The 23,936-nt window shown below is 61.0% G+C and carries 41 protein-coding genes; 27 read left to right on the forward strand and 14 right to left on the reverse strand.

Features of this window, described 5'->3' with window-relative positions:
* Positions 1-106: 106 nt before the first annotated feature.
* The 11 genes from GEU01_RS08600 to GEU01_RS24245 form a co-directional block, all read right to left on the reverse strand.
* Positions 107-1,336, reverse strand: coding sequence for a tyrosine-type recombinase/integrase (locus GEU01_RS08600; RefSeq protein ID WP_232272463.1), 1,230 nt, complete (start codon positions 1,334-1,336; stop codon positions 107-109).
* Between the two features lie 159 nt (positions 1,337-1,495).
* Positions 1,496-1,930 (reverse strand): hypothetical protein, encoded by a 435-nt coding sequence (locus GEU01_RS08610; protein ID WP_019085750.1) that lies wholly within the window; start codon positions 1,928-1,930, stop codon positions 1,496-1,498.
* Positions 1,927-2,640: a DUF7168 domain-containing protein gene (locus tag GEU01_RS08615; RefSeq protein ID WP_232272464.1), complete on the reverse strand. Its 714-nt coding sequence runs from the start codon at positions 2,638-2,640 to the stop codon at positions 1,927-1,929. Before GEU01_RS08615 ends, GEU01_RS08610 begins: the two co-directional genes overlap by 4 nt.
* Positions 2,637-2,891 (reverse strand): hypothetical protein, encoded by a 255-nt coding sequence (locus GEU01_RS08620; RefSeq protein ID WP_019085752.1) that lies wholly within the window; start codon positions 2,889-2,891, stop codon positions 2,637-2,639. The genes GEU01_RS08615 and GEU01_RS08620 overlap by 4 nt, the downstream gene beginning before the upstream one ends.
* Positions 2,888-3,013 (reverse strand): hypothetical protein, encoded by a 126-nt coding sequence (locus GEU01_RS27300; protein WP_019085753.1) that lies wholly within the window; start codon positions 3,011-3,013, stop codon positions 2,888-2,890. Before GEU01_RS27300 ends, GEU01_RS08620 begins: the two co-directional genes overlap by 4 nt.
* Positions 3,010-3,324: a hypothetical protein gene (locus GEU01_RS08630; RefSeq protein ID WP_019085754.1), complete on the reverse strand. Its 315-nt coding sequence runs from the start codon at positions 3,322-3,324 to the stop codon at positions 3,010-3,012. The genes GEU01_RS27300 and GEU01_RS08630 overlap by 4 nt, the downstream gene beginning before the upstream one ends.
* Positions 3,321-3,617, reverse strand: coding sequence for a hypothetical protein (locus GEU01_RS08635; RefSeq protein ID WP_019085755.1), 297 nt, complete (start codon positions 3,615-3,617; stop codon positions 3,321-3,323). Before GEU01_RS08635 ends, GEU01_RS08630 begins: the two co-directional genes overlap by 4 nt.
* A complete protein-coding gene (locus GEU01_RS08640; RefSeq protein ID WP_019085756.1) occupies positions 3,614-3,886 on the reverse strand; it encodes a hypothetical protein in 273 nt (90 codons plus the stop codon). Before GEU01_RS08640 ends, GEU01_RS08635 begins: the two co-directional genes overlap by 4 nt.
* Positions 3,883-4,245: a hypothetical protein gene (locus tag GEU01_RS08645; protein WP_019085757.1), complete on the reverse strand. Its 363-nt coding sequence runs from the start codon at positions 4,243-4,245 to the stop codon at positions 3,883-3,885. The genes GEU01_RS08640 and GEU01_RS08645 overlap by 4 nt, the downstream gene beginning before the upstream one ends.
* On the reverse strand, positions 4,242-4,724 hold the full coding sequence (locus GEU01_RS08650) for a hypothetical protein (protein WP_019085758.1): 483 nt from the start codon (positions 4,722-4,724) through the stop codon (positions 4,242-4,244). The genes GEU01_RS08645 and GEU01_RS08650 overlap by 4 nt, the downstream gene beginning before the upstream one ends.
* 85 nt (positions 4,725-4,809) lie before the next feature.
* Positions 4,810-5,160 (reverse strand): helix-turn-helix domain-containing protein, encoded by a 351-nt coding sequence (locus GEU01_RS24245; RefSeq protein ID WP_081499946.1) that lies wholly within the window; start codon positions 5,158-5,160, stop codon positions 4,810-4,812.
* Positions 5,161-5,252: 92 nt separating this feature from the next.
* Here GEU01_RS24245 and GEU01_RS22525 point away from each other — a divergent pair, with 92 nt between their 5' ends.
* On the forward strand, positions 5,253-5,486 hold the full coding sequence (locus GEU01_RS22525; protein WP_019085760.1) for a helix-turn-helix domain-containing protein: 234 nt from the start codon (positions 5,253-5,255) through the stop codon (positions 5,484-5,486).
* A 20-nt stretch (positions 5,487-5,506) separates the two neighbouring features.
* On the opposite strand, the gene GEU01_RS08665 is transcribed toward GEU01_RS22525, so the two are convergent.
* The gene (locus GEU01_RS08665) at positions 5,507-6,703 is read right to left on the reverse strand and encodes a WYL domain-containing protein (protein WP_019085761.1); all 1,197 of its coding nucleotides are present in this window, start codon (positions 6,701-6,703) and stop codon (positions 5,507-5,509) included.
* A 44-nt stretch (positions 6,704-6,747) separates the two neighbouring features.
* Between GEU01_RS08665 and GEU01_RS08670 the strand changes: the two genes are divergently transcribed.
* Complete coding sequence (locus GEU01_RS08670; RefSeq protein ID WP_019085762.1) at positions 6,748-6,933, forward strand: hypothetical protein; 186 nt, start codon at positions 6,748-6,750, stop codon at positions 6,931-6,933.
* 72 nt (positions 6,934-7,005) lie between these two features.
* Here GEU01_RS08670 and GEU01_RS26765 read toward each other — a convergent pair whose 3' ends face one another.
* Entirely contained in the window at positions 7,006-7,308 is a 303-nt protein-coding gene (locus GEU01_RS26765) for a hypothetical protein (protein WP_019085763.1), read from the reverse strand.
* Between the two features lie 62 nt (positions 7,309-7,370).
* Between GEU01_RS26765 and GEU01_RS26770 the strand changes: the two genes are divergently transcribed.
* The 15 genes from GEU01_RS26770 (at position 7,371) to GEU01_RS08755 (ending at position 14,883) form a co-directional block, all read left to right on the forward strand.
* Complete coding sequence (locus GEU01_RS26770; protein ID WP_019085764.1) at positions 7,371-7,943, forward strand: RNA-binding S4 domain-containing protein; 573 nt, start codon at positions 7,371-7,373, stop codon at positions 7,941-7,943.
* A 52-nt stretch (positions 7,944-7,995) separates the two neighbouring features.
* Positions 7,996-8,223 carry a hypothetical protein gene (locus GEU01_RS08685; protein ID WP_157212830.1) on the forward strand — a complete coding sequence of 76 codons (228 nt, stop codon included), beginning with the start codon at positions 7,996-7,998 and terminating at the stop codon, positions 8,221-8,223.
* Positions 8,224-8,239: 16 nt separating this feature from the next.
* Positions 8,240-8,860, forward strand: coding sequence for a hypothetical protein (locus GEU01_RS08690; RefSeq protein WP_019085766.1), 621 nt, complete (start codon positions 8,240-8,242; stop codon positions 8,858-8,860).
* The gene (locus GEU01_RS08695) at positions 8,860-9,069 is read left to right on the forward strand and encodes a hypothetical protein (protein ID WP_019085767.1); all 210 of its coding nucleotides are present in this window, start codon (positions 8,860-8,862) and stop codon (positions 9,067-9,069) included. Before GEU01_RS08690 ends, GEU01_RS08695 begins: the two co-directional genes overlap by 1 nt.
* 178 nt (positions 9,070-9,247) lie before the next feature.
* Positions 9,248-9,493, forward strand: coding sequence for a hypothetical protein (locus GEU01_RS08700; protein ID WP_019085768.1), 246 nt, complete (start codon positions 9,248-9,250; stop codon positions 9,491-9,493).
* Positions 9,478-9,750, forward strand: coding sequence for a hypothetical protein (locus GEU01_RS08705; protein WP_019085769.1), 273 nt, complete (start codon positions 9,478-9,480; stop codon positions 9,748-9,750). Before GEU01_RS08700 ends, GEU01_RS08705 begins: the two co-directional genes overlap by 16 nt.
* Positions 9,747-10,949 (forward strand): hypothetical protein, encoded by a 1,203-nt coding sequence (locus GEU01_RS08710; protein ID WP_019085770.1) that lies wholly within the window; start codon positions 9,747-9,749, stop codon positions 10,947-10,949. The genes GEU01_RS08705 and GEU01_RS08710 overlap by 4 nt, the downstream gene beginning before the upstream one ends.
* On the forward strand, positions 10,946-11,149 hold the full coding sequence (locus GEU01_RS08715; protein ID WP_019085771.1) for a hypothetical protein: 204 nt from the start codon (positions 10,946-10,948) through the stop codon (positions 11,147-11,149). The genes GEU01_RS08710 and GEU01_RS08715 overlap by 4 nt, the downstream gene beginning before the upstream one ends.
* A gap of 213 nt (positions 11,150-11,362) precedes the next feature.
* Positions 11,363-11,908, forward strand: coding sequence for a hypothetical protein (locus GEU01_RS08720; protein ID WP_232272465.1), 546 nt, complete (start codon positions 11,363-11,365; stop codon positions 11,906-11,908).
* Between the two features lie 113 nt (positions 11,909-12,021).
* Positions 12,022-12,429, forward strand: a complete 408-nt coding sequence (locus GEU01_RS08725) for a hypothetical protein (protein ID WP_019085773.1) — start codon at positions 12,022-12,024, stop codon at positions 12,427-12,429.
* A gap of 180 nt (positions 12,430-12,609) precedes the next feature.
* Positions 12,610-12,912, forward strand: a complete 303-nt coding sequence (locus GEU01_RS08735; protein WP_019085775.1) for a hypothetical protein — start codon at positions 12,610-12,612, stop codon at positions 12,910-12,912.
* The gene (locus GEU01_RS27305) at positions 12,909-13,031 is read left to right on the forward strand and encodes a hypothetical protein (RefSeq protein WP_019085776.1); all 123 of its coding nucleotides are present in this window, start codon (positions 12,909-12,911) and stop codon (positions 13,029-13,031) included. The genes GEU01_RS08735 and GEU01_RS27305 overlap by 4 nt, the downstream gene beginning before the upstream one ends.
* Positions 13,032-13,178: 147 nt before the next feature.
* Entirely contained in the window at positions 13,179-14,054 is an 876-nt protein-coding gene (locus GEU01_RS08745) for a tyrosine-type recombinase/integrase (RefSeq protein ID WP_026018606.1), read from the forward strand.
* 44 nt (positions 14,055-14,098) lie between these two features.
* Positions 14,099-14,278, forward strand: a complete 180-nt coding sequence (locus GEU01_RS08750) for a hypothetical protein (RefSeq protein WP_019085778.1) — start codon at positions 14,099-14,101, stop codon at positions 14,276-14,278.
* Positions 14,275-14,883 carry a DUF3164 family protein gene (locus GEU01_RS08755; protein ID WP_019085779.1) on the forward strand — a complete coding sequence of 203 codons (609 nt, stop codon included), beginning with the start codon at positions 14,275-14,277 and terminating at the stop codon, positions 14,881-14,883. The genes GEU01_RS08750 and GEU01_RS08755 overlap by 4 nt, the downstream gene beginning before the upstream one ends.
* 14 nt (positions 14,884-14,897) lie before the next feature.
* On the opposite strand, the gene GEU01_RS26775 is transcribed toward GEU01_RS08755, so the two are convergent.
* On the reverse strand, positions 14,898-15,404 hold the full coding sequence (locus tag GEU01_RS26775; RefSeq protein WP_232272466.1) for a hypothetical protein: 507 nt from the start codon (positions 15,402-15,404) through the stop codon (positions 14,898-14,900).
* Here GEU01_RS26775 and GEU01_RS26780 point away from each other — a divergent pair.
* The 10 genes from GEU01_RS26780 (at position 15,384) to GEU01_RS22530 (ending at position 23,927) form a co-directional block, all read left to right on the forward strand.
* Complete coding sequence (locus tag GEU01_RS26780; RefSeq protein WP_232272467.1) at positions 15,384-15,596, forward strand: hypothetical protein; 213 nt, start codon at positions 15,384-15,386, stop codon at positions 15,594-15,596. The two genes, GEU01_RS26775 and GEU01_RS26780, sit on opposite strands and share 21 nt — an antisense overlap.
* Before the next feature lie 2 nt (positions 15,597-15,598).
* Positions 15,599-16,228, forward strand: coding sequence for a hypothetical protein (locus tag GEU01_RS08765; RefSeq protein ID WP_019085781.1), 630 nt, complete (start codon positions 15,599-15,601; stop codon positions 16,226-16,228).
* 155 nt (positions 16,229-16,383) lie between these two features.
* Entirely contained in the window at positions 16,384-16,968 is a 585-nt protein-coding gene (locus GEU01_RS08770) for a helix-turn-helix domain-containing protein (protein WP_026018607.1), read from the forward strand.
* On the forward strand, positions 16,934-18,955 hold the full coding sequence (locus GEU01_RS08775; RefSeq protein ID WP_019085783.1) for a phage terminase large subunit family protein: 2,022 nt from the start codon (positions 16,934-16,936) through the stop codon (positions 18,953-18,955). The genes GEU01_RS08770 and GEU01_RS08775 overlap by 35 nt, the downstream gene beginning before the upstream one ends.
* Before the next feature lie 26 nt (positions 18,956-18,981).
* The gene (gene gpW / locus GEU01_RS08780) at positions 18,982-19,278 is read left to right on the forward strand and encodes a gpW family head-tail joining protein (RefSeq protein WP_019085784.1); all 297 of its coding nucleotides are present in this window, start codon (positions 18,982-18,984) and stop codon (positions 19,276-19,278) included.
* Positions 19,278-20,927 carry a phage portal protein gene (locus tag GEU01_RS08785; RefSeq protein WP_019085785.1) on the forward strand — a complete coding sequence of 550 codons (1,650 nt, stop codon included), beginning with the start codon at positions 19,278-19,280 and terminating at the stop codon, positions 20,925-20,927. The genes gpW and GEU01_RS08785 overlap by 1 nt, the downstream gene beginning before the upstream one ends.
* Entirely contained in the window at positions 20,924-21,751 is an 828-nt protein-coding gene (locus GEU01_RS08790) for a S49 family peptidase (RefSeq protein ID WP_019085786.1), read from the forward strand. The genes GEU01_RS08785 and GEU01_RS08790 overlap by 4 nt, the downstream gene beginning before the upstream one ends.
* A 23-nt stretch (positions 21,752-21,774) precedes the next feature.
* Entirely contained in the window at positions 21,775-22,359 is a 585-nt protein-coding gene (locus tag GEU01_RS26225; protein WP_019085787.1) for a hypothetical protein, read from the forward strand.
* 12 nt (positions 22,360-22,371) lie between these two features.
* Complete coding sequence (locus GEU01_RS08800) at positions 22,372-22,779, forward strand: head decoration protein (protein WP_019085788.1); 408 nt, start codon at positions 22,372-22,374, stop codon at positions 22,777-22,779.
* Positions 22,780-22,814: 35 nt separating this feature from the next.
* Positions 22,815-23,927, forward strand: a complete 1,113-nt coding sequence (locus GEU01_RS22530; RefSeq protein WP_198284455.1) for a major capsid protein — start codon at positions 22,815-22,817, stop codon at positions 23,925-23,927.
* The last annotated feature ends 9 nt before the right edge of the window (positions 23,928-23,936 follow it).

Raw genomic sequence — 23,936 nt, forward strand, 5'->3', positions numbered from 1 at the left:
TCATAATCCCTTGGTCGGCGGTTCAAATCCGTCCACCGCTACCATCACGTTAGGGTTTATCCTCAAGGACTTAGACAACTTTTCTACGGCTTGGCCGGTATCGTTGTTAGTCACTTTTTTTCCCCTGTTTAGAAATGTTAGTCACTCCCCTCTTTTCCTGCCGCTGCTCCAGGGCGCGATTGGAGAGCTTGGCGATGGCATTCACCGCGCGGGTTTTCTGCTCGGCATGACGCACATATACGCTCACGGATGCGGCCGTAGTGTGTCCCGTGATCGACATGATTTCCCGTTCCGTGCATCCCATTTCCGCCAACCATGATGCCGCTGTCGCCCGCAGGCCATGCCACACAATTCCTTTCAGCCCGGCAGACCGGATTGCCTTACTGACAGCGGATTGAAACTGCCCTAGTTCCCATGGCCTGCCCGGTGCGTACGTCAGGATGGTATCCGCAGTGCGCAGCGTCAACTCCCGTTCAAGGACGCTTTTCAGTTCGGGATGGCAAGGTATCCATACCTTTGCGCCCGTCTTCTCCTGCACGACCTCGATCACGTCCCCATCAAAGGCGCTCCAGGTCATGGCAATCTGGTCGATCCCGCGTTGCCCCGTACCCAGCGCAAGCAGAAGGGGCAGCCGAAACTGCGGCTTTTCCCGCAGGAAGGTCTGAATTTCATCACGCGTCCATGCCCGATAGCCCGGACCGGTCTTGAGCCGTTTGGGACGAAGGGCCGGGTTATCGGAACGCATGCCGATCTCGATGGCGTAGCTCATCAGGATTGAGAGCATCGATACCGTCTTGTTGGCACGACGCGGGCTTGGAATCGGGTCATCCCCTTCTTTCCGGCCGGGGCGGAAAGCGTAGCGATCGCGGACCAGCCTTACGGCTGCCCTGTCCAGTTCAGACACCAGCGCCATGCCGAAATCATCCTCCAGCGGCTGGAGAAACTTTTCATAGTCCTTCCGCGTGCTGGGCTTGAGCTGCGTCCATTCCGGTGTTCCCCGATAACGGGCTATCAGTTCGGCCAGGCTGCCGGGAATAATGCCCGGCCGAGGCCTTTCGCTTTGCTCAAAACGGTTATGGATTTCCTGGTAGGACTTCAGAAACTCGGGGCTGCCGATCTCGCCCGCGATCCGCAGGCGAACACCATGCCGACGGTAATAAGCGTATTTTTTGCGACGGGCCTGATAGGTATTAACGTAAGGTAGAACGACGTTGGCCACTGGTCTTCCCTGCTGCCGCTGCAGCAGCAGTCCATGAATTCGTTGTCCGTTTCTGTCCGGGCCTGGCTGAGGCGGCCTGACCCTTGATCCGGTCCATCCAGGCATCGAGTTCTTCAATGAACCAGACGACCCGGCGGCCGGAAATATGATGGGGTCTGGGCGCATTGCCTTCGGCCACTTCTCGCCGCAGCGTCGTGACACTGATGCCACCGGCATACGCGGCCGCCAGTTCCTCGCTCATGGCACGCGGCCAATACGGCAGGCGCGATGCATCCTTCATGCCGTGACGTCCTTCCGTTCCTTTGCCATCCATGCCTGCACGCCGCGCGCACGGATCAGCTTCACATTCCCTTCCCTGACCAGCGGCCCACGGAATACAATCCGGCAGGGGCTACCGCTTTCGACCACCTGGCCAAGGTACTGACCGGTCCCGTCGCCGTAGATTTCCACGTCATAGATCTCCTGCCCAAACTGGAGACCACGCAGGCACGGATGCGCCTGATCGTTCAGGGCATGCGGTTTCAGTCCTTTGGATGCATACGCGGCCGCGATCAGGACATTGGCGGCTGCCCGGCGGTAGTTCTGCCAGTTGGGCACCAATGTGCCGCCATGGATGGTCTCGACCATGGCGTCAGGACCGCGCGGGTCATTAGAGGATTCGCACAGCGCACGCGCTCCGGCTTCCACGACTTCGCTGGGAATGGTGCTCATGGGACATCCCCCGCGATAGCCAGCCGCTGTTCACCTGCCATAGGGGCATGCAGTTGTGCCTTGCGCCCTTCCCTGTGGCCATCACAGAACGCCTGGTCAGACCGGCGCGAGGGCGGCGCAGCACGTCCTTCCGTCATTTTCTCCATCTCGCCCAATGCCGTGTCCTCATAACGCAGCAGCAGCTGCTCTTCCTCGGGCGAGATGACAAGGCGCTGCGCCTTGCTGCGCACGGCAAGGATCCAGCCCTCGGCAAAGTTATCGGCCCGGCTGATCTTGGTGGTGCGTTTGATGCGTTTGTTCTGCGCCCCCAAGAAGTCAGCACGCGCCTGGCGCAGCTGGCGGCTGAGCACATCGCACGTATAGGCTGCGATCTCGGCACGGTCTGTCAGGCCGTAGAAACGGATCTGGCCAGATCCTTCCATAAAGACCGATCTTACCCCGAAGACGGCATTGATCATTGACCACAGACGGGTCTGGTATCTGGTCGGCCGGGTCTTCGCGCCCCACGTGAAGCGGCACGCAAAATCCCCTATATTCGACAGGACCAGATCATCCTCGGTGATCTGGTGTTCGTGCATGAGCTGCTGCGCGCGCGCCAGTGCGGCGGCGGCTTCGTGCGCGTTGCTGGACCTGGACAGCGCCAGCAGCTTCTTGAGGCGCTCCATGACTGCTTTCTGGCTCATGCCCTTTCCGGTAGTTGTCCCGGTCATGATTGGCCTCCCACTTTCCGAGGCATGCTGTAGGTCGTGACGAAGCTGCCCCGGTCGTCGTACCCGGACTTGGCCAGCATGCCGCTGCGCACCAGGTCGTTGAGGATCCGCGTGACGTGGCTCTGCCGTTTCAGGCCGGGCATGAAACGGCGTACGGTGGTGGCCGGGACGGCAGGCGCATGGGTGTAGCGGATGGCGTCGCGGTGGGCGTCCAGCACCTTCTGGCGCATGCCGATGTGGACTGTCTTCATGGCAGGCACTCCAGAATGATCAGCCCCAGGCAACCCCATACGACGAAGAAAAACAGCACATGCGCGCCGACTTCCTGCGCTGTTGGCAGGTTGAGCCGGACGTGTTCAGGCAGGTGGATCATGCCGACACCTCTTTGCAGCGTGCCCGGTTCTCATCCCTGACGGCCAAAATATATGGCCCCAGATGCTCACCGATCTCGCCCTGCATATCGATGCCCATGTCCACCAGTTCGACGGCGATACGTGCCGCCTGCTTCCCCAGCAGCGGGAGCACCTCCACGCCCTGCAGTTGCGCAATATCCGGGCCAGAACTGAAATGGGTTCCTAACGGAAACAGGCATTGAGGAAATTCGGCGGCTTCATTGAACGCCTTTACGGCCTTCCGATACTGCTCACGGATCTGCAGTGCCCGATCCAGACCACGAAGCTTCATGACGCCACCTTCCCCGCCTTTCGGCGCGCGGCGAAAATGGTTGCTTCGATCTCGCCACTGGCGTTGTCGATGGGGGCTGCGCGCAGCAGCAGGCTTTCCATGTCCATCCAGCGGGCATCGGCCTGACTGGTGGCGTGGCGGCAGGCCTGCTCGATGCCTTCGGCCTTTGCCTGCTCGGCATCGATCATGAATCGGTTGTGCTGGTGCAGCAGGTTCATGGCGACGGACTGGTTGGTCAGGGTCGAGCGCGATGCCAGATCGCGCGGCGCCATGGGGCGGAAAATGTCGGTCATGCTGCAGCGTCCTTCTTGTTCGGAACATGGCTTGCCACGCGGTGGCAGCCGATCTGCTGGGTGATGATATCCTCGGCATCCATGGCGCGGGTGAGCAGCGCCATGCACTGGCGGATGCGCCAGCGTTCGGCGTGGGTGAGGACAATGCCGGGAGCGGGATTGGTGCACAGCGCCAGGCGCAGCTGGCGTTCGCATTCCTGCCGGCGCAGGACCGCGGTCTGCAGGTCACGCGCCTCACTGGCGGCAATCTCGGGGAGCGGAATGGTCATTTCCCCTCCCCCATGCCTGCGACCTTCTCGGCAAGGATCGCGGCCAGCAATGTCTCCCATTTCCTATGGATATCGATGACAGCCCCGGCTTCCATTTCCGATGCATGGGAAGGCTGGCCGCTGAGGGCGATAATCAGATCGAGCGTTTTTTCCCGCCGGGTGCTGCGGAGCACATGGATACGGAACGGCCTTTCATCGCGCAGGTCGGACCGTTCGGCATCGGCGATCAAGGCGCGGGCACGGGTCTCATCCGCTGCGGTAAAGGCAACGTAGGGTTCGAGGCGGGAGCCATCCAGACGCATGGTGCGCAGCTCGATGACCTTTTCCGGCGGCTCGATGCGGGACAGGTCACCGCTCATGACTGTGCACCCATCTGCTGGAGCACCTGCGCCATGCGGGCGCATACGCCCTCCACATAGGCACGATCCCGGTAATCCCCACGCGGGCTGTGCCGCTTCATCTGAGCAAATACCGGTTTAAGATCACCCCAATGCCCGCAATCGAAGCCAAGCCACCATACGGTGTCGGGCTCGCCGTCGTCAGGGATATGGCAGATCGACGTGGCTTCATCGCCATGCGAACAGCCGCCGGTAAATGTCAGACCGCCATGCGCTGCCTCATGAACAGCGTCCGGCATGTCATCATACGTCAGGCCATAGAGCGGATGCTGGGGCGGAATGCCCACATATCCGCACAGGATCCCGAGCTCCGGATTTCGCTTGATCAGGCACGGCAGGCCAGTCGCCTTGTCCTGCCATTGAGTCTTGTCGGGCTCATTGTCCCAGGGACCGGGGCCAAACGGTTGTTTGTCCACCGTGTGGTATTCACGGGTCTGCATAAAGAACCTCCATCGCGGGTGGCGATGGAGGTAGTTTCATTTAATGAAAGTATCTAGTCAAGAATAATTTCATTTAGTGAAACTGTCATTTCGTGGACATCGCTTTTCCTGTTTTGATCCAGATATCCAATTTCTCCGAATCCAATTCATTAGCCAGCTCAGCGATTTCCTTATAACGCGCGGCTTTTAGGCTTTCTTTTGGATCAAATAACAATTGCTCGGGGGTGGCTTTTAACAATTCCGCCACCCTTACGAATTGCGACAACGTCATATTTACCTTACCATTCAGCCACTTAGAGACAGATGGTTCGGACATCCCAAGTCCCTCAGCTAGGTGTCGCTGAGTCACGCCACGCAAGCGCATCCAAGGTCGAACGAACCGCAACGTGTGGCAGTTCAGCTCTACTTCTTCGGGTGTGAGATGCTTGTCGCTCATGGCGAAACGGTGCCACTACACGTGCACATAGTGGATGCCACCACATGAAAACTTTCTTGACCTGAAAGTTTCATCTGAATAAATCTCGGTGCATGAGCTTACGTGTCTTCCTTAAGCAGGCCGACCTGACCCAACGGCAACTGGCAAAAATCGTGGGTGTTAGCGAACCCACTGTTTCTCGCTGGATCACGGGAACTGCTCTGGTACCGACGGAAAAGCTCAGAACTGTCGCCGATACATTGGGGATATCGATCGAAGAATTGGTCCCGAAAAGCCCTGTTCCATCGTCTTTGACCGATATCTTCGAGCAGAGGGGGGCGGCATGAATATGATCCCCGCCCAAGACCTAACTCTGCGTTCTGCGTTGCCAGAGATATTCTCCTATGTCGGGAATCGTCTGTCGTGTCTCTGCGTCCACTGCGGCCGTGATTCGGTCGATCTTGAACTGCCTGTCGTCCTTAACCCCCTCGCAGTATGCGTAAAGATCGACGACCTGGTGGGTATCCTCGGCAGGGCACAAAAACCCGATGCGGTGCGGGACAACAGTCCGAGAGGTTTTGGTGCCGCTTATCTCGGTATAATCAATATTTATTGGGGCCGATTTCACATAAGCATCTTCCGGCGTCTCACGTCGATCGCGCACGATCTCTTTGACGGAAGTAGTGATGGACTGCAGGAATGCGACCAGCCCTGCGCTGTCGAGTACTTCGCCAGTATCCGGCAGCCATGCTTTTTCAATATTGGTGAAAAGAAAAGCACGGCGTCCATCCCTCAGTTCGCAAAACGCATTAATGTTGGCGATCTGATCACATCCGGTTTTCCTATTTACGTAGACTGTATAAGACGTAATGCAAATAGTTCTTTCGGTTCGACTATAGCCATCATTGTTATAGATGATTGTGATACGCTCTTTTTTTGTATTGCATCGTTTATAATCATCATTCCAAAGGATGTCGGCTCTCGGAATTTTTTGTATTTCTGGCTCTTTATCAGAAGAAATTACTGTGTTTTGGGGGCTAACAGGTTCCACATTACGCGGCTGGGTATCGTTCCATATTCGCCGAAGCCACAGGTATTTCCCAATGTTTGGGATATCTTCTCCGGTTTCGGCATCAGCAGCTCCCTTGATCCGGCTGTATTTGAACTGGCGCGGAGCCTTCCGCAATTCGCAGTAGGCATGAATGTCTGTGATGATGACCACGTCATCCTTGTTGACGTAGAAATCGAGCTTCTGCGGCACGATGGTGCGCTGGGTCGCGTCCCCTGCCCCATCCTGATAGTCGATGATGATTCGTGTCTTCTGGATCTCGACCGTGGAGATTTCCTGTTTGGCGCGGCGACGTCGCGGATTGGGCGGTTCGACCTCAGCCGTGTTCCAGTCATGGAGGGCCTTCTTCGCGCCCGTTCTGGCAAACAGGACATGGATCATGGCTATCGGGAACAATACCCAGCCGTAGATCAGCCATGGAAAGAAGGATCGGCCCTTCATCGCGGCAATAATGCCGGGCAGAGAGGCCACAAGAATAATGGCGATAATAGTCATTGTTTAATCTGTTCTTTTCCTGAAATCAGCCGCTGGGGGAGAGCATGAGCATCACCCTGTCCATCCAGAAACGGGAAAAATATGTCGCTCAATTTTTTGGGCTTCCCGAGGACATGTTTTCGCAGATGTCCCTTCCCGTGGATGAGCTGGAAGAGCGGCTGCTTGAGTGGGAGTGCAATGCACGCAGGATCGCCTCCTGCGTGAAATCTGACCGACGGAGTGCAGCATGAAAATCGACATGCTCGGTTTCCGGGTCGATGAATGGGAAATTTCCAACGCCGACCCGGATCAGACCTGTGCCATCAGCCCCCGGCAACTGGTTGCCCTGCTGAAGGCGCTGGAAAATGCGTGTGAAGATAGGAACAGGCCGACGCAATCCAGTCCTCTGTCGTCGTGGCTGGAAGGGTTTGAAGCCGGATGCGAATTGTCACGGAACCGTCAGGGAGTATCGCTTTCCTCTCTCCCGCCCCTCCTGCAAGCGGCGGCAGCGTTTTCGCCTGCATGGGGCTTAACTCCATCTCAACCTGAAATGCCTGTTTCGTCTCCTTCAGGTCGTGGAGAATCGACAGCTTCACAAGCCTTATCTGATTCGGATCAAGGTTCATCGGATTCCTCTCCATCGTTGTGTGTGGTAGCCGACAAGGTAGAGGATACGGGGGATGACGTCATGTCATCCCCCGGCACGACAGCCATTCCTGACGGGATCACCGCCGCCCGGTCGCAGCACGCCGGTACGAAAAAAAGCCAGGTGTCTCACCTTGTGGACTTTCTCGTTTTCCATGGGATGGCGACCGATGCCGAGGATGCACGCTGCCTCATCCGAAAGGGTTCGGTCAGTATCAACGGTGTTGCTGTCAGCAGTGAGCATTGCCGCCTGTTTCCGGGTGACGTGATTACGCGGGATTTCGCGTGGCATCCGCCTTTCTGTGCCCCCCTTGTCGATGGAATCCCGGTCAAGCCGCGTGATCCCATCACGGTTACGGTCGATGCCGATTTCGACGCGGTGCTGGCCCAGCGCCACGGTGAAAGGCTGGAAATCGTGACCGGGCAGAGTGGCGTGTCCGGTTTCATGAACGGCATTCGTCCCCCCACTTTGGCAGATGCCCAGAACACGCACGCGATGGTCATGCGTCTTTTTGCCAATGCGCGGCGGCTCAACGCGAAAATCAAGGCATTGCGGGGGGCGACCACCGGCGCTGCAGGTAGCAAGGCAAGGCAGAAGGGGCAGCCCCGTGGCTAAAGCGCCAATGCCGCCACGCCCCCGCCATCGCGACACGGAGCCAGTCGTTCCGATGGTCCCCGGATTCTGGTGCGCATTGCTCATGCCGTGGAAGTGGCCCGCGCGCAGGCGCGGCCTGCTGCGGCGCGAATGCATATCGCGCGCCCAGAATGTCGGGCTGCAGGACCCGCAAGAAATCGTCAAGGCAGCATGCATTTTCGAGCAGTACCTGTCCGGAATGCTGCCTTCCGAGGTGCGCGATGAAGACGCGGCACCATCCCCGTTTCCTCCAACTGTCTGAATAGGAAATTGCCCCTATGGGTAAAAAAACTGACTACTGGACGCATCCCCAGAACAGGCGCGCGGCGTGCCTGGCCATGGCCATCCGGCATGCCGATGCGGCCGACTACACTTATGAAGCCGAGGACGTAATCGAGCATGCGGCTATGTTCGGTGATTACATCATGACTGGAGAAGTGCCGTCGGTGGATGACGACACGGACATGGGCAATGGCGCATCTGAGCCGGTTGTCGGTCTCAATGCCGGTCTGGGCACGCTTGATAATGAACCGTTGCTGGACACGCCTGTGGGGAAGGCTGCTGACGAAGCTGATGCGAAGCCGACCGGGACTGCCCAGGACAAGGCAGCTTACGACATCGAGCGCGAAAAGCGGAATGTCGAAGTCGCGTTGGCTACGGCTGCCCGGTGTGGCCTGAACGTGAAGCGTATCGATGTGAAGAACGGTCGGCTGGTCGCTGACTGGAGCGTCCCCTTTCAGATCAGTCCGTTCCAGGCAATCGCCTGTGAAATTGCTTGTGATGCGATTACTCGCAGCCTGCAGGAAATTTACGGCCATGGGCAGATCTGCAGCATCCGTTATGACCGGAGTAGTTTTCCGTGCGTGTCGTGGTCGTCGGCAGTAGGCGCGGCGGCCTGATGACCCGTCGTTCACCCACCGCCACGACCAGCGGCGCAACCTGCCAGTGGATCGAGGGGACCGTGCGCCATGGCGTGCGGCCCGCGTTCTGCGGCAGGCCTGCGTGCGTGCGTCGTGTGTGGTGTGGTGAACATGCGGTGCGTGTGTTCGCGGCCCCTGCACGGGCTGCGGACCTGGGCAATCCTGAACAGAATGAGGTGTCAGCATGATGGTGGCATCAGGTCTGACGCAGCACATGCCCCGTCCCTCACCCGCGATGGCTGGGACATGCGCTGCTTCATATAGACCCCTTTCCTACCCGGTCCTGATCTCACTTGTTGCTGAGAGAGATCATGGAGGAAACGGGTGGGAAAGAATTGGTCAAATTGCACTCAGAAGATTCATTTTATGACGGCCGCTGTTTACCGCGACACGGTCCGGGGCGTGTTGACGCGCCAGTACGGACGGATCCGGAACGGCGCCAAGCTTCTGGCCGGCCGGATCGATACCAGTCCGCGCACCGTGCGCAACTGGCTGGATGGTGTCTCCGCCCCGCGTGGCGAAGAACTGATGAAACTGATGATCGAGTGCGACGAGCTACGCGACGAAATTTTCCGTCTGGTGGATGAAGGTAGGCAATGCCCAAACGAATAAAACTGCCACGGGGCATCTCTTTTGACTTCGGGCGCGGGTTTGGGCTGCGGCTGGACCGTGGAAGCTACTTTCCGTCCCTAAGCCTGTTCCTGACCCGAATCTATGCGCTGCCTGATGGCCTGACGGGCATCGTCACCCACCTGATCGCAAACCGACAGGCATTGCGGCTGGCGACGGACGAACTGGAGCGCCTGCGCGCCCGGTGCGCGGACTGTCCGCACCAATGTCCGCCCCAAGACGAGGAAGGCGACGCATGACAACCCTGCCAACAGTTGCCGATTTCGACGCCGAGGCCGTGCCGCCGTGGTCCATGATCCGCACCATGCCGGCCGAGGCGCGTGGCGTGGCACATTCCCTGATCGATACCCTCAAGGCCAACCGGATGATCGTGCTGCGCAGCGGCACGCACATGCTGACGGATGCCGAGGTTGCGACGTTCATAAGCGAAAGCCCGGATGTGCTGGCCCACACGCTGCCCATGATCGAGCAATGGGGCTTTGCCGCGCGGGATGATGATGGCGCGCTGTACAGCCCCCATCTGCTGCAGCGCGAGATCCGCCGGCAGGAGCGTGCGCGGCGGCGTGCCCAGCGGGACGAAAACCTTCGCCGCTTTGAAGCAGCACAGGCCGCTGGGGAAATCCCGGCCGGAGATACGCTCAAGGCACAACAGGCACGCAAAAACGGGATGCTTGGTGGCCGTCGCCGCAATGGAGAAACGATAGAACAGGCCAAAGCCCGTCGTCTCCAGGCAGCCGAGGAAGCCGTACGCCAGCGGCATCTCGCGCTGATGGTCTCCGTTCCCTCCACCCAATCGGCAGAAACCGAAAACCCAAACCAAAACCGAAATCGGTTTTCGGTTTCCGGTGGTTCGGTTTCCCCGGTCGGTTCTTCGGTTCCGTTAGGTATAGATATAGAATTAGATAATTATCCTATTTCTACACCTACACCTGACGAAACCGACCAAACCCAAAACCCGGCACCTGCTGCGAAAGCCCCTGTCCCCCAGGCCGTCCTGACCGACACGGTGGAAAGAGTGATGGAGATAGCGGATTTCACGGAAGGCAAGCGGCAGCAATACCCGGCAATCCGCAAATGGCTGTCCGAAGGCTGTCCGCCGCACATCCTGATCGAAGCCGTCAGGGCGCATAAGCAGGTTCTGACCGCCCGACCCAACCACATGGGCGCATTCCAGGGTCCGATCCGGGCTGCGTGGGAACAGTATCAGGTGCAAGCCCCTGATCCGATGCCAGAACCGGTCATGGAGGAATGGGAAAAGCAGGCCCGCGCGGATCTGGCCGAAGACCGGCGCAAATGGTCTGACCTGATGCAGCAACTGGGCGACTACGGCCGCGCCAAGCGGGAATGGGCACAGACTGCCGCCAGCCTTGGCAGACCAACGGAACTGACCCTTGATGCCTATCTGGATGCCTACCGCCCGCAGGACGTGGCGGCATGAACATGCGGCGGCACAAGCATGTGCGCGAACTGATCGCGCGTGCTCGTGCCAAAGGCTGGCGCGGCAGCCTGACCAGCAAGGGGCATATCCGCCTGATGCATGATCGTGCGGCGCAGTTTGTCATCGCGCCTGGCACGCCATCGGACTACCGGTCATGGAAAAACACGCTGGCGCAGATGAACCGGCTGGTACCGGCCTGATCCCATGTGGATTATTTCGCGGTCTGTGGCGGTCCGCACCCATTAAAACTGGCGGAAAACAGGAATTGGCGACTCGGCTACTGACCTGTGTACAAAAGGGGGATATATTGTGGCCAATTCCTGGCCGCTGATCGATCCTGCCTGATGCCCAGATGCAGCAGGTTCCGCAAAGAGACGATGACGCCGGGAGTCCTGCTTACTGAAAGGCTTCGCGTGTCAGTCGCCGCCCTTTCCCGTCGTCGGGCACAGTCGCCCGATCAGTCCGCCTACCGTCCCGACTTCCGTCCGTCGGAGACACGTATCGCCCACCATGACCTTGCGCTGGTGGATGTCGAGATCACCAGGAAATCCCGCCCTGTCGAGGTCTGGCGTCGGTGCGCCGGGCTGTATGGCCTGTTGCGTTCCAAGGCGATTACCGAAGGTCAGGTCCAGTCTGCCCAGTTCTGGGCAACCGATTACGAAATCAGCGCCCTTGGTGGAACCGATCCGAAAATGGAACACGGTGCAAAACGCGGTGACATTCATGACGCCATGATCGGGCGTATGGGATCTGCCGCGCGCCGTGACTACATCCGCCAGCGCATCGGTGCGCGCGGCGAGCAGCTGCTGGTGCTGCTGATGATCGATGGGCTGTCCCTCAATGACATGGCGGCACGGCTGAAACAGGACAAACGCAACACGTCAGGTGCGCTGTGTTTTCTGCTGGAACAGCTTTCCGAACATTATGACGGGATGCCGGGACCTTTATGGAAAGGTTGACGTGCCACCGCTTTTAAGTCATTTGTGGCAAACTATCGTTATGCGTGGGTCCAGAGAATGGACGCCACGCTTTTTTTATGCCCGCTCGGGCGTTCCCAACATAGAGCCATCAGATGAAATCACAGCTGCCGACCCTGTCGCGCGGCGACATTGTCCTGCGCGGTAACCGGCACGGCATTGTCGTGACCCTGACAAACCGGCGCATGTTGGTCGTGCCGCTGGAATGGAGACCGTTCCCCCGTCATCGGGCTGATGTCGGAATCGGGACACTGGCGTCGCAGGTCATGTTCCATGATGCGGTTGCGCGGTGCGGAGATAGCCAGTGGGTAAGCCGGGAAGCCCAGCGTTTCGTTGGGCGCGTGTCCCCTGTTGTCGTGACGGCAGTTGTGAACGCCATCCGCCGGGAAGAAATAGACCGTCAGAGTGAGCAGTTTCCCGCCGGCCTGGTCAAATCGACATTGGCCTTCGGTCCCATGATGGGCAGTCGCGGGCGGCGCGTTGGCGCGCCTTCGCTGGGATGAGCGGGGGAAAGTTCACCGCCAAGGTTGCAGCGCGAATTAGTTTCGGTGGCATTATCGGCGGCCTGGCCATGAATGCTGCTCATGACATTGCGGGGCATAATGCTGGAACGGCGCTTAGCATCGCTTTAGCGATCAGCGCGGCAGCCGCTGTCCTGTCAGTGATCGGGGACATGTAGATCGATGAGCGATAGCATTGGCGGAAAACCGCCGGTCCCGAGGAAATATCTAGAAGCAGTGGCCAACCAGAAAGCCGGGATCATCAATGCCGGCCCTCTGCGCAGCTTCCGCTTTTTGGCACGTCGGCCGGATGGCATTGAGTTCATTTTCTGGGTGAAAGCACACGACAGCGCAGGCGCGGCGGATCTGGCTGCCGTTTATTGCATGCACCACGGCTATCACGATTGTGGCCGTGTAGTCGGCAACAGGAGCGCATTCGACCGCGCAGCAGCCGAAGCGACCCACCGGTTAGGGACGAAACAATGATCGATCTCATCCATGCACTGAGCGCAATGCCGATCGTCCGGTTCTTCGATCTGCTCATTCTCGCGGGCTGGATCGTGGCGCAGCCCATGCTGTGCATCGCCATCTGGCGCGCCCCATAGCCGCAAGGATAACTCAAAGTTATCTGGCAGCGCCGGATCGGGCATCCGCAAGATAACCCCATGCAGGGGCCTGATAGCCGCAAGATAACACCAGTTATCTGGCGGATTTCAGGGGGGCTTAACCACCCCGTTTTATAATGAAATCATATGGTTAGCGGAGACCGCGCCATGCCGTCCACTGATGAGGCCCCAAAAGCCCCTCAGAACTCGGCCGACAATCTGCTGATCAAGACATGGCTTCACAACCGTGGTGCGAACACGCGCCGCGCGTATGAAAGCGATGTCCGCGCCTTCCTTGCGCATGTGGGCAAACCGCTGGCGCAGGTGACGGCGGCCGACCTGCAAAGCTGGTACGACAGCCTGACGGGAGCGGACGCCACGCGACGGCGGAAGCTGATGGCCGTCAAGTCGCTGCTGTCCTATGGCGCTGCCATGGAAATGCTGCCCCGCGATGTGGGGCCTGCCGTCCGTGTGCCGAAGATGCGCGACAGCCTTCATGAGCGGATCCTTACGCAGGAACAGGTGCGCGACCTCATTGATGGGGAAACGGACCCGCGCAGGCGGACAATGCTGCGCGTCCTGTATGCCACCGGCCTGCGTATCTCCGAGCTTTGCGCCATCCGGTGGAAAGACCTCAAGCGCCGCCAGCAGGGCGGCGTCGCCCATGTGTTCGGCAAGGGCGGCAAGAACAGAACCGTCGAGATCCCCGCCAAGGTGTGGAAGGAGATCGTGGCGCTGCGTGTTGATAGTCGGCCAGAAGCGCCGATGGTCCCCGGCCACGATGGCGGTCCGCTTAGCGTCGATGCGGTCCACCGCTCCGTTAAGCGGGCCGCGAAGCGCGCAGGCCTGCCATCGCAGGTTTCCGCGCACTGGCTGCGCCACGCGTACGCCAGCCACATGCAGGACAACGGCGCGCCGGCGCATGTGGTGCAGCAGCAGCTGGGCCACACATCGCTGGCGACCACGACACGATACAGCCACGCACGCGAAGGCGCGGGCGCTGGGAAATTTCTGGACCTGTAGCGTCACGCACGCCGGTCCCCTCACCCGTGAAGCAAGGAAGCCTCATGAAGCCGAGCCGCAAGCCGCGCCAGCCCGCAACGGATGTCACTGTCTGGGAGCGTGCCGCCGCGCATTATCGTCGTATTGCGGGCCGTGACCGTCGCCCTGGCGTGAAGATCTGGGCCAGCGACCGCGCGGCGGAATGCGCGGCCAACATGCGGCGTGCGCAGCGGGAGGCCGCATGATGGTGCCCGAAGGCTACATGCAGGATTCAGGCGGTCGCCTTGTGCCCCGTGACAAGGTCAAGCCTGAACACCTGATGGTGGATGAGCTGGTGCGCGAGACGTTCACCGGCGCAGCGGAACTGCGAAAGGCGCTGAGTGGGTTTCGCAAAAAAGCCTTCGAGGACATCCGCACCGTCCTGGCGCTCATTGCCGAGAAGTATGGCACCACATATGGCGGCCAGAAGGGCAACATCACGCTGACCAGTTACGACGGGCTGAAAAAGATCACCATCGCGATGGGTGATTCCATTTCGTTTGGGCCAGAACTGCAGGCTGCCAAGTCGCTGATCGACAGCTGCCTGGGGCGCTGGTCCAAGGGCGCTGACGAGAACCTGCGCGTCATCGTCACGGATGCGTTCGAAGTCGGCAAAGAGGGCAAGATCCGCACGGACAAGATCCTCAGCCTGCGCCGCCTCAATATCGATGATGAGGAATGGCTGCGCGCGATGCAGGCCATTTCCGACAGCATCCGCATCGATGCAACCAAGGCTTACATCCGTTTCCATGAGCGCGCGCGGCCGGAAGATGACTTCCGCCAGGTGCCGCTGGATATCGCCCGGGCTTGACCCCCGTCCTCTCATCACAGGAAATCGTAATGCACCCCACGCACCATGTGCATATCAGCACGGGCTTCATGTTCGTGTGCCTGCTGTTCATTGTCGTCATCGTTGCGCTGTTCGTATGGCTGTCCTGGTCGGATCGGCGTGCCAAGCTGATCAAGATGCAGATCGATCAGCGGCACGCAGAACAGATGGAGCGGATCCGGCGTGGACATGATGACCAGATTGCCCGGGCCGTTGCCGCTGATACCCGACAAAAGGCTGAGACGAATGACGCAAACCCTAAGCCTGCTTTCGCAAGCTGCATTGCGTCCGATGGTAGTCGTCTCGGGGATCGCACTTATGGCGATCCTTCTGACCCGTTTGGACGACGTGCGCGGCGTGATCGCGCCCCGGTCTGCAATGACAGCACCCCAGCAGCCCCCGTCATAGTCAATACCGGTTCCGGTCGTTCGGGTGGGTCTGACTTTGTCGAAGGTGCGCTCCTGGGCGGTATCGCCGGATCCATGATGGGCGGCCGCGACCATGACACCGTCATCGAACGCGATGTCAGCGCACCGGCAGCAGCTCCCGCGCCTGATCCATTCGCAGGCAGTGGTAACGACGCCGGATCCAGTGGCGGTGGTTTCGACTACAGCAGCGGTGGCGGCGATAGCGGTGGGGGCTTTGACTGCGGCGGCAGCAGCGGCGGGTTCGATAGCGGTGGCTGCGACTTCTGACCATGGGTGATTTCAGCATCACGCTGGATACATCACGCATCCAGCGTGATCTGTCAGACATGCAGAAGCAGATCCCGTATGCGACGTCCACCGCCGTAAACAGCCTGGCCTTCGATGCCATGCGACTGGAGAACAGCGCGATGTCGGAAATCTTCGATCATCCGCGCCCGTTCACCACACGCGCCACGCAGGTGGACAAGGCGACGAAAAGCAACCCGACTGCGGTGGTATCGCTGCGGGACCAGCAGGCGAAATACCTGACGCCATACGAGACCGGCGGCGACCACTGGGTCGGCGCAAGGGATGGCACGGGTGACCTTCTGGTGCCAGTGGATGGCAGGACGGACGCATACGGCCAGATCCCACGTGGGCTGATCAAACGACTGCTGGCGCGCCCTGACGTGTTCGCGGGCACCGTCCGTGGCATCCGTGGCATCTGGCAACGTCCGACAGCACGGGGCGCACGCCGCAACGCAGCCCCCGCGAAGCTGAAACTGCTCTACATGTTCAGGGCCAACAAGGCAGTGGACAAGCATCTCGACTTCGAGCAGCGCGCGGCGGAGATGGTCCAGCGTGAAGGCCCGAAGGCCATCGAGGCGGCGATCCTGAAAACCATCCGCACGGCCCGCTGACCCACGGGCGGCCCAGATGCACGGGAGGGTCGCCCTCCCCGCGTAGGGAATGCCTTGGGTCCTTCCTGCGACTTTTCGCATCGCGGGGTTGCGCGAGCCCGTACGATCTCTAGCTGAGATAAAATTTTCAGGTTGCAGTTGCAGTTGCACTTTCCGTGAAAAAACCCTCGATCAGCCATAGTGAGGCCGCGCGCCGCGCAGGCGTAAGCCGTGCGGCAATTCAAAAACATCTAGCTTCCGGCAGGATTGTTTCCGACGGCAAGCGCGTGGATGTCGCGTCGTTCGAGGAATGGCTTGCCGAGCGCACGGACCTGCAACCCGACCTGCAACCAGAGGTGCAACCCGGGTTGCAGGTTGCAGATGAGGTTGCACCCATCAATGAGCTGCGTCCGGACCTGATACCGGACGAAGCGTGTCAGCAGATCGAGAAAGGACTGGCTCCCTACACGACGCAGGAAGCCAACCGGATTGAGAAGAACTACAAGGCGCTCATGCGCAAGCTGGAATACGACCTGAAAGCTGGAAAGGTCGTTGAAAGTTCGAAGGTGGTCGAGACCGTTGGCGAGGAATACGCCCGCGTGCGCACCAAGCTGCTCGCCATGGCCGCCGAGAAAGCCCCGTCCCTGCACCGCTGCAAGACCGTAGCCGAAGTGCAGGACCGTCTGACCACGCTAGTGACACGCGTCCTGGAAGAACTGACTGCGGATGGCGATCCTATCACCGGGCAGCAGCCTCTATGAGCGGGGGCTGAAGCTATTCCGGGCTGAACTGGCGCGCGTGCGCCGGGAGACACTCAAGCCGCCGCCGCGCCTGACCCTGAGCCAGTGGGCGGCAAAGTATGCCGTCCTCTCTCGTGAATCGAGCGCGGAGACAGGCCGTTTCGAGGCATTCGCCTACCAGAACGGCATCATGGATGCCTTCACGGATCCGGCTGTCGAGCGGATCTACGTCAAGAAGTCCGCCCGCGTCGGTTACACGAAGATCCTCGACCACGCTGTCGGCTATTACCTGCAGCAGGACCCCTGCCCGATCCTTCTGGTGCAGCCGCGTGAAACGGATGCCGAGGACTACAGCAAGAGCGAAATCGCTCCCATGCTGCGGGACACGCCCGTCCTGGCAGCCCTGACGGGTGATCCCAAGTCGCGTTCGTCGTCCCAGACGCTGCTCAAGAAGACCCTGCTGAACGGGTCATCGCTGACGCTGGTGGGAGCGAACAGCCCGGGCGGCTTCCGTCGTATCACGGCCCGCATCGTGCTGTTCGACGAGGTGGACGGCTACCCGGTCAACGGCGCGGGCAGCGAAGGCGACCAGATCGCGCTGGGTGCCAAGCGGTCGGAGACATTCTGGAACCGCAAGATCGCGGCCGGATCCACCCCGACCATCGCGGGCCTGAGCCGGATCGAGAGCCTGTACGAGCTGGGCGACCAGCGGCGCTACTACGTGCCGTGCCCCCATTGCGGGGAAAAGCAGCCTCTGGAATGGGGTGGCCCCGACACGGCCCACGGCATCAAGTGGGACAAGGACCAGGACGGCAACCATCTGCCGGAAACCGCACATTACGTGTGCCGGCACAATGGTTGCATCATCGAGGAGGCCGACAAGCCCGGCATGATCGATGCCGGGGAATGGGTAGCGCATGCCCCGTTCAAGGGCATCGCCTCTTTCCACATCTGGGCAGGTTACTCCCTGTTCCCGAATGCCAGCTGGACCAAGCTGGTAGCAGAATGGCTGGACGTCAAAAACGACCCGCTCAAGCGCCAGACCTTCATCAACCTGACGCTGGGCGAGGCTTACGAAGATCGCGGCGACGGTGCGCTGAATGAAATCAGCCTGGCCGCCCGCGTGGAAGTCTGGCCCGGGGAAGTTCCGGACGGCGTAGCCATACTGACAGCCGGCGGCGACACCCAGGACGACCGTGTCGAACTGGAGATCGTGGGCTGGGGCCGGAATGAGGAACGCTGGTCCATCGCCCATATCGTCATCGAGGGAGATCCGGACGGCCCCGAACTGTGGGAACGAGTGGACGAGGTTCTCAAGCGGCAGTGGTATCGCGCCGATGGCCGCCCGTTCACCCTGGCAGCTGCCTGTATCGATTCAGGCGGCCATCATACGCAGAAGGTCTATGAGTTCTGCCGTGCCCGTCTGGGCCGCAAAATCTGGGCCGTGAAGGGTGAGTCGGCGCGTGGCGGGGCCAGATCCCCCGTCTGGCCGACAAAGCGCCCCAGCGCGCGCAACAAGGCGGCTTTCCGCCCTGTCATCATCGGGGTCAACGCGGCGAAGGATGTGATCCGCAGTCGCCTGCACCTGCCCCAGCCGGAACCCGATGAGCCATCGCCGGGCTACATGCATTTCCCGGCTGACCGCGACATCAACTACTTCGCCCAGCTGGTGGCAGAACGGTCCGTACGAAAGACCAAGGGCGGCCAGACATACCGGGTCTGGGAAAAGATACCCGGCCGCGCGAACGAGGCGCTCGACCTTGCGGTCTACAGCTACGCCGCCCTGTGCGGCCTCCTGTATCTCGGTCTGCGGCTGAACAAGAAGGCCGATGACATCGCGGCCGAGAAAGTCGAGCACCCGCCGCCACCACCTGCCGAACCGGTGCAGGAGGACGGCAGCCCGCTGCATGACGGCATGGCGGTACAGTCGCTCACCGTCACGCGCCGGGATCCGCAGTCAACTGACGGATCCAAACGCAAACGATCATGGGCGGAACGCCTGCCCTGATCCGGTCAAAAAGGAGATGCCCCTTTATGATGGGCAGTCCCTACCCCTTCCTGCCGCAGGCTACCTACAACCCTGCAACCAGCATTCTGGCAGGTATGTCGCAGGCTCAGCTGCAGGCGGCACTGAGCACCGCGCAGCAGACCCTTATCGCCCTCCAATCCGGGCAAAAGGTGGTATCGGTCAGCTATGCGCAGGGCGATGGCAGCCGGTCGGTTACCTACAATCAGGCCTCCATTTCCAACCTGACCATGCTGATCCAGCAACTGCAGCGCCAGCTGGGTATCCCCGGCGTGCGCCGCAGGGCACTGAGGCCTGTATTCTGATGGGCGTTGGTGATTTCATCCGCAGGGTGGCATCGCCTCTGGTTCCGAAATCTGGCCCCGGGCGGCGCATCCTCAACGCGCTGACCTCGCCGTTCGGCACACCGTATGATGCGGCCGACATGTACGGCCAGCGCATGCAGGGGTGGCAGCCTTACCTGGGGTCCGCTGATACGGAATTAAGCCCGTATCGTGACCGGATCGTCAGCCGCGTGCGTGACCTGGTCCGCAATGACGGCTGGGCATCCGGGGCGGTTACACGGACACTGGACAATGCCATCGGCGTCAAGCTTCGCCCCATATCGAAGCCTGACTACCGTGCCCTTGCCCGCCTGAGCGGCACCACCGCTTTCGATGCGGTCTGGGCGAAGGAGTATGCGCAGGCCGTGGACGCCCACTGGCGCACATGGGCGGACGATCCGCTGCGCTACAATGATACCGAGCGCATGCTGACCTTTGGCCAGCAGATGCATCTGGCCTTCCGTCACCTGATCGTGGATGGCGATGCCCTGGCGCTGCTGCCATGGATGGAGGACCGCGTCGGCCTTGGCGCCGCGCAATATGCCACGACCGTCCAGATCATCGATCCGGACCGCCTAAGCAACCCGCAGCAGACCTTCGACCTGAAGAACCTGCGCAACGGGGTCGAGATTGACCCGAACAGTGGCGCGCCGATTGCCTACTGGATCCGCAAGGCCCATCAGGCGGACTGGTACAGCGCGGCCGACACGGTCACATGGGACCGTTACGAACGGGAGACCGGCTGGGGCCGTCCCAATGTCGTGCATATGTTCGAGCATCATCGCGGCTCCCAGCATCGCGGCGGTGCCGGCATCCTGACGCCCGTCCTGCAGCGCCTGAAAATGCTGATCAAATACGACGGGACCGAACTGGACGCCGCGATCATCAACGCGACGTTCGCAGCCTACATCGAAAGCCCGTTCGATCCCGCCATGACGGCCGAGGGTCTGGAAGGTGGCGACGAGCAGCTCGCCTATTATCAGGACCAGCGCATCGCCTTCCACCAGCATCGGAACATCTCGCTTGCGGGATCCCGCATGCCGATCCTGTTCCCGGGCGAGAAGATCAACACCGTCTCGGCAGCCCGACCGGCCAGCAACTTCCGCGACTTCGAGCGCGCGGTGCTGAACAACGTCGCCAGTGGCGCGGGCCTCTCGCCCATGCAGGTCAGCAATGACTGGTCGGACGTGAACTATTCGTCCGCCCGTGGATCCCTGCTGGAAGCATGGAAGACCATGAAGCGCCGGCGCGATGATTTCAGCATCGGCTTTCCGACCCTTATCCGCCTGTCCTGGCTGGAAGAGTCCATGGAAGAGGATGCCCTGCCGCTGCCGCGCGGCGCGCCACCGTTCATTCAGGCGCGCGCAGCCTATGCCCGTGCCATCTGGCTTGGCCCCGGCCGTGGCTGGATCGATCCGGTGGCGGAGAAACAGGGTGCCGTGTTGGGCATGGATGCCGGCCTCTCCACCCTTGAGACCGAATGCGCGGAGAACGAAGGCGCGGACTGGGAGGAAACCCTCGATCAACGCGCCATCGAAGTGCAGGCGTTCAAGGACCGCAACCTGCCCACCCCGGAATGGGCCGGGCAGAACCTTGCATCGAAAACCGACAGGAAACCGGAAGCAGAATGAAGAGCCTCGCGCTTGCCCAGAGGATGCTGGGCCGCCCGCTCGCCCTCACGCCTGACCGCATGGAGGTCGTGCGGCACCTGCTGGCGCATGGTTCGGACGATATGGCCATGTTCGGCCCCGTTCAGGAAAAGGCGGACCGAGACCCCGTGCTAGGCACAGTGATTTCCGATGTGGCCGTCATCCCCGTTTCCGGCGTGCTGCTGCCCGGTGAAAGCCCCGGCTGGTGGTGGAGCGGGGCGACGTTCTACGAGGACATCAATGTCGCCTTCCAGCAGGCCATCAATGATCCGTCCATCAAGGCCGTTGTCCTCCTGGTCGACAGCCCCGGCGGAACGGTCGCCGGCTGCTTCGATCTGGCCGACCGCATTTACGAAGGACGCGGGGCAAAGCCCATCGTCACGATCGTAAACGAAAGCGCCTATTCCGCCGCCTATGCCCTCGCCAGTTCGGCCGACACGATCATCGTGCCGCGCACGGGCGGGGTCGGCTCGATCGGTGTCGTCGGCATGCATGTCGATATCACCGGCGCGCTGGAACAGGCCGGCATCAAGGTCACGACCTTCCAGTTCGGCGACCAGAAAACAGATTCCTATCCCACGACCACCATGTCGGAAGAGGCCGCCAAACGGTTTCAGGCCGACATCGATGCGATGGGTGAACTGTTCGTCGCCACGGTTGCACGCAACCGCGACATTCCGGCCGACCGTGTGCGCGCCACACAGGCCGGAACCTTCCTCGGCCAGCGCGGCGTCGATGCCGGCCTGGCCGATGCCGTGATGGGGGCAGAGGCGGCATTCCGCGAACTGCTCGACACGATCGGCTGATTTCTCCCTTCTGGAGCCATTACATGTCCGCACCGCGCAAACCCGGCGCCAGCGCATTTGCACACCTCAAGCCCCGTGCCGAGGGTGACGACAAAGACGACAACAAGACGACCACCGACGGCAAGAAGGCCGAAGGTGACGACACCAACGAAGACCCCGAGGACGAGGGCACCAACGGCAAGAAGGCGGGCAAGAAAGCCGGCAAGAAGGCCGACGACAAGGAAGATGATCCCTGCTGCGAAGATGGTGATGACGACAGCGACAAGGAAGACGAGAAGGACGACGCCAAGGCATCCGCCCGCGCGCGTGAGCGTGGCCGCTGCGCCGCGATCTTCATGTCTCCCTCTGCTGCCGTGAACCCGGCCGCCGCCGCTGAACTGGCGTTCGGCACGAACCTGCCCCGCAGCAAGGCCATCGGCATCCTCGACGCCACCGTCGCATCGATGCCCGCGCCTGCGCCGCAGGCAACCGTGCAGCGTGAACCGTCCCTGCGCAGCCGCATGCGCGGCAATGCCGTGGCACCCGCCACGCAGGACGCATCGGAAAACCAGAACCGCCCCGGCGCACGCCTTGGCGCGTCCCTGCGCCATGTGCGCGGCGATCGATAAGGAGAACGGCTGATGTCCGGTTCCCTCAACAGCTACGGCTTCTATCCGCAGGCCCGCTCGGCCCTGTTCGTCCCTGACCAGCTTGTCGCGGGCAACATGAAGCTGGTCACGCGCACCGTGACCTTCGGTGCCAGCCAGACCCTGCCGCGCGGCGCGGTCGTCGGCCGCGTAACGGCGACGGGTCAGTATATCCTGTCCGTGGCCACGGCCACCGATGGCAGTGAGACGCCCTGCGGTATCGTGGTCGATGCCGTGGAAACGGCGGCTGGCGCGACCCAGACCGGGGCCATCTACGAGATGGGCGAGTTCAACTCGAATTACATGACGTATGACGCGAGCTGGACCCTCGACACCCTGACGCAGGCGCTGCGCCAGTGGGCCATCTTCATCAAGACGGGCCTCTCGAACGACATCGTCTGATCGTTCGCTCTTCCATAGAAATCAAGGATTACACCGTGGCAGGTTCTGTTACCGGTAGTGCTGGCGTTCAGGGGTCCCTGAACGCCATGCTCGGCGCGTACGACATCGCCGAGTTGGTTTATTTCGTGCGTAACCTCAAGACGGCGCAGAGCTTCCTGCTCGACCACATGTTCCCCAACATGGTGGAATCGGACGCCCCGGAAGTTGCGATCGACGTCGATGTCGGTAAGCGGCGTCTGGCCCCCTTCTGCTCTCCGCTGGTCGAAGGCAAGCTGGTGGAAAGCCGCCAGTGGCAGACCAACCTGTTCAAGCCGGCCTACATCAAGGACTGGCGCAACCCCGACCTGCTCAAGCCCGTGCGGCGCGCAATCGGCGAGCGTCTGATGGGCGGCATGTCGCCTGCGGAACGGCTGGAAGCCAATCTCGCATGGGAAATGGCCGATCAGATGGACATGATCCTGCGCCGGCAGGAATGGATGGCGGCCAATGCGCTGGTCAGCGGCAAGATCACCGTCGTCGGCGAAGGCTACCCTGACCCGATCGTGGTGGATTTCCAGCGTGACCCGGCCCTGACCGTGGCCCTGACCGGCACCGCGCAGTGGGGGCAGACCGGCGTTTACCCGTCGGACTACATCACCGCCTGGGCTGCGCTGGTCCTGCAGAAGTCCGGTGCCGCACCCACCGAGGTCATCTTCACGAATTCCACCTGGAACGCGTTCAAGAACGACCCGAAGGTGCTGAATGCCATCGTGTGGCCCGGCCGCACCGGTGATTCCAGCGCGGATCTGGGTGGCCGCGTCGTGAAGGGGGCCATGTATATGGGCCGCTGGGGTCAGTTCGACCTCTACCTTTACAACGACTGGTACGTCGATCCGGTGACGGATGTCGAGGAACCGATGATCGCGGATGGCACCGTCATCCTTGGCGGTCCCGGTGTGGAAGGCACGCGCGCCTATGGCCTGATCATGGATCCAGCCTTCAATTATGGCCCGCTCGCCTACGCCCCCAAGCTCTGGTACAAGGAAAACCCGGCGACCATCAACCTGCTGATGCAGTCGGCACCCCTTGTCATCCCGTCGCGAGTCAACGCCTGCATGGCGGCCACCGTCATGGCTGCCGGCGCTGACGTTCCCTCCCCGACCCTGTGAGGCTGACAG

This window comes from Komagataeibacter europaeus LMG 18890 (assembly GCF_000285295.1).
Classification (GTDB): domain Bacteria; phylum Pseudomonadota; class Alphaproteobacteria; order Acetobacterales; family Acetobacteraceae; genus Komagataeibacter; species Komagataeibacter europaeus.

Excerpts from the sequence above, each read along its gene's own strand:
- GEU01_RS26770 (WP_019085764.1), top strand. The coding sequence starts at position 7,371 with ATGTCATCCCCCGGCACGACAGCCATTCCTGACGGGATCACCGCCGCC.
- gpW (WP_019085784.1), top strand. The coding sequence starts at position 18,982 with ATGATGGGCAGTCCCTACCCCTTCCTGCCGCAGGCTACCTACAACCCT.
- GEU01_RS08750 (WP_019085778.1), top strand. The coding sequence starts at position 14,099 with ATGAAGCCGAGCCGCAAGCCGCGCCAGCCCGCAACGGATGTCACTGTC.
- GEU01_RS08785 (WP_019085785.1), top strand. The coding sequence starts at position 19,278 with ATGGGCGTTGGTGATTTCATCCGCAGGGTGGCATCGCCTCTGGTTCCG.
- GEU01_RS08745 (WP_026018606.1), top strand. The coding sequence starts at position 13,179 with ATGGTTAGCGGAGACCGCGCCATGCCGTCCACTGATGAGGCCCCAAAA.
- GEU01_RS08800 (WP_019085788.1), top strand. The coding sequence starts at position 22,372 with ATGTCCGGTTCCCTCAACAGCTACGGCTTCTATCCGCAGGCCCGCTCG.
- GEU01_RS08645 (WP_019085757.1), bottom strand. The coding sequence starts at position 4,245 with ATGAGCGGTGACCTGTCCCGCATCGAGCCGCCGGAAAAGGTCATCGAG.
- GEU01_RS08705 (WP_019085769.1), top strand. The coding sequence starts at position 9,478 with ATGCCCAAACGAATAAAACTGCCACGGGGCATCTCTTTTGACTTCGGG.
- GEU01_RS08615 (WP_232272464.1), bottom strand. The coding sequence starts at position 2,640 with ATGACCGGGACAACTACCGGAAAGGGCATGAGCCAGAAAGCAGTCATG.
- GEU01_RS08695 (WP_019085767.1), top strand. The coding sequence starts at position 8,860 with ATGACCCGTCGTTCACCCACCGCCACGACCAGCGGCGCAACCTGCCAG.
- GEU01_RS26775 (WP_232272466.1), bottom strand. The coding sequence starts at position 15,404 with ATGGTCGCGGCCGCCCATCATGGATCCGGCGATACCGCCCAGGAGCGC.
- GEU01_RS26225 (WP_019085787.1), top strand. The coding sequence starts at position 21,775 with ATGTCCGCACCGCGCAAACCCGGCGCCAGCGCATTTGCACACCTCAAG.
- GEU01_RS08735 (WP_019085775.1), top strand. The coding sequence starts at position 12,610 with ATGAGCGATAGCATTGGCGGAAAACCGCCGGTCCCGAGGAAATATCTA.
- GEU01_RS27300 (WP_019085753.1), bottom strand. The coding sequence starts at position 3,013 with ATGATCCACCTGCCTGAACACGTCCGGCTCAACCTGCCAACAGCGCAG.
- GEU01_RS08685 (WP_157212830.1), top strand. The coding sequence starts at position 7,996 with ATGGTCCCCGGATTCTGGTGCGCATTGCTCATGCCGTGGAAGTGGCCC.
- GEU01_RS08635 (WP_019085755.1), bottom strand. The coding sequence starts at position 3,617 with ATGACCGACATTTTCCGCCCCATGGCGCCGCGCGATCTGGCATCGCGC.
- GEU01_RS26765 (WP_019085763.1), bottom strand. The coding sequence starts at position 7,308 with ATGAACCTTGATCCGAATCAGATAAGGCTTGTGAAGCTGTCGATTCTC.
- GEU01_RS08710 (WP_019085770.1), top strand. The coding sequence starts at position 9,747 with ATGACAACCCTGCCAACAGTTGCCGATTTCGACGCCGAGGCCGTGCCG.
- GEU01_RS08765 (WP_019085781.1), top strand. The coding sequence starts at position 15,599 with ATGGGTGATTTCAGCATCACGCTGGATACATCACGCATCCAGCGTGAT.
- GEU01_RS08700 (WP_019085768.1), top strand. The coding sequence starts at position 9,248 with ATGACGGCCGCTGTTTACCGCGACACGGTCCGGGGCGTGTTGACGCGC.
- GEU01_RS08665 (WP_019085761.1), bottom strand. The coding sequence starts at position 6,703 with ATGACTATTATCGCCATTATTCTTGTGGCCTCTCTGCCCGGCATTATT.
- GEU01_RS08755 (WP_019085779.1), top strand. The coding sequence starts at position 14,275 with ATGATGGTGCCCGAAGGCTACATGCAGGATTCAGGCGGTCGCCTTGTG.
- GEU01_RS08640 (WP_019085756.1), bottom strand. The coding sequence starts at position 3,886 with ATGACCATTCCGCTCCCCGAGATTGCCGCCAGTGAGGCGCGTGACCTG.
- GEU01_RS08790 (WP_019085786.1), top strand. The coding sequence starts at position 20,924 with ATGAAGAGCCTCGCGCTTGCCCAGAGGATGCTGGGCCGCCCGCTCGCC.
- GEU01_RS08610 (WP_019085750.1), bottom strand. The coding sequence starts at position 1,930 with ATGAGCACCATTCCCAGCGAAGTCGTGGAAGCCGGAGCGCGTGCGCTG.
- GEU01_RS08775 (WP_019085783.1), top strand. The coding sequence starts at position 16,934 with ATGGCGATCCTATCACCGGGCAGCAGCCTCTATGAGCGGGGGCTGAAG.
- GEU01_RS08715 (WP_019085771.1), top strand. The coding sequence starts at position 10,946 with ATGAACATGCGGCGGCACAAGCATGTGCGCGAACTGATCGCGCGTGCT.
- GEU01_RS26780 (WP_232272467.1), top strand. The coding sequence starts at position 15,384 with ATGATGGGCGGCCGCGACCATGACACCGTCATCGAACGCGATGTCAGC.
- GEU01_RS08630 (WP_019085754.1), bottom strand. The coding sequence starts at position 3,324 with ATGAAGCTTCGTGGTCTGGATCGGGCACTGCAGATCCGTGAGCAGTAT.
- GEU01_RS22525 (WP_019085760.1), top strand. The coding sequence starts at position 5,253 with ATGAGCTTACGTGTCTTCCTTAAGCAGGCCGACCTGACCCAACGGCAA.
- GEU01_RS08620 (WP_019085752.1), bottom strand. The coding sequence starts at position 2,891 with ATGAAGACAGTCCACATCGGCATGCGCCAGAAGGTGCTGGACGCCCAC.
- GEU01_RS08690 (WP_019085766.1), top strand. The coding sequence starts at position 8,240 with ATGGGTAAAAAAACTGACTACTGGACGCATCCCCAGAACAGGCGCGCG.
- GEU01_RS08725 (WP_019085773.1), top strand. The coding sequence starts at position 12,022 with ATGAAATCACAGCTGCCGACCCTGTCGCGCGGCGACATTGTCCTGCGC.
- GEU01_RS24245 (WP_081499946.1), bottom strand. The coding sequence starts at position 5,160 with ATGAGCGACAAGCATCTCACACCCGAAGAAGTAGAGCTGAACTGCCAC.
- GEU01_RS08650 (WP_019085758.1), bottom strand. The coding sequence starts at position 4,724 with ATGCAGACCCGTGAATACCACACGGTGGACAAACAACCGTTTGGCCCC.
- GEU01_RS08670 (WP_019085762.1), top strand. The coding sequence starts at position 6,748 with ATGAGCATCACCCTGTCCATCCAGAAACGGGAAAAATATGTCGCTCAA.
- GEU01_RS27305 (WP_019085776.1), top strand. The coding sequence starts at position 12,909 with ATGATCGATCTCATCCATGCACTGAGCGCAATGCCGATCGTCCGGTTC.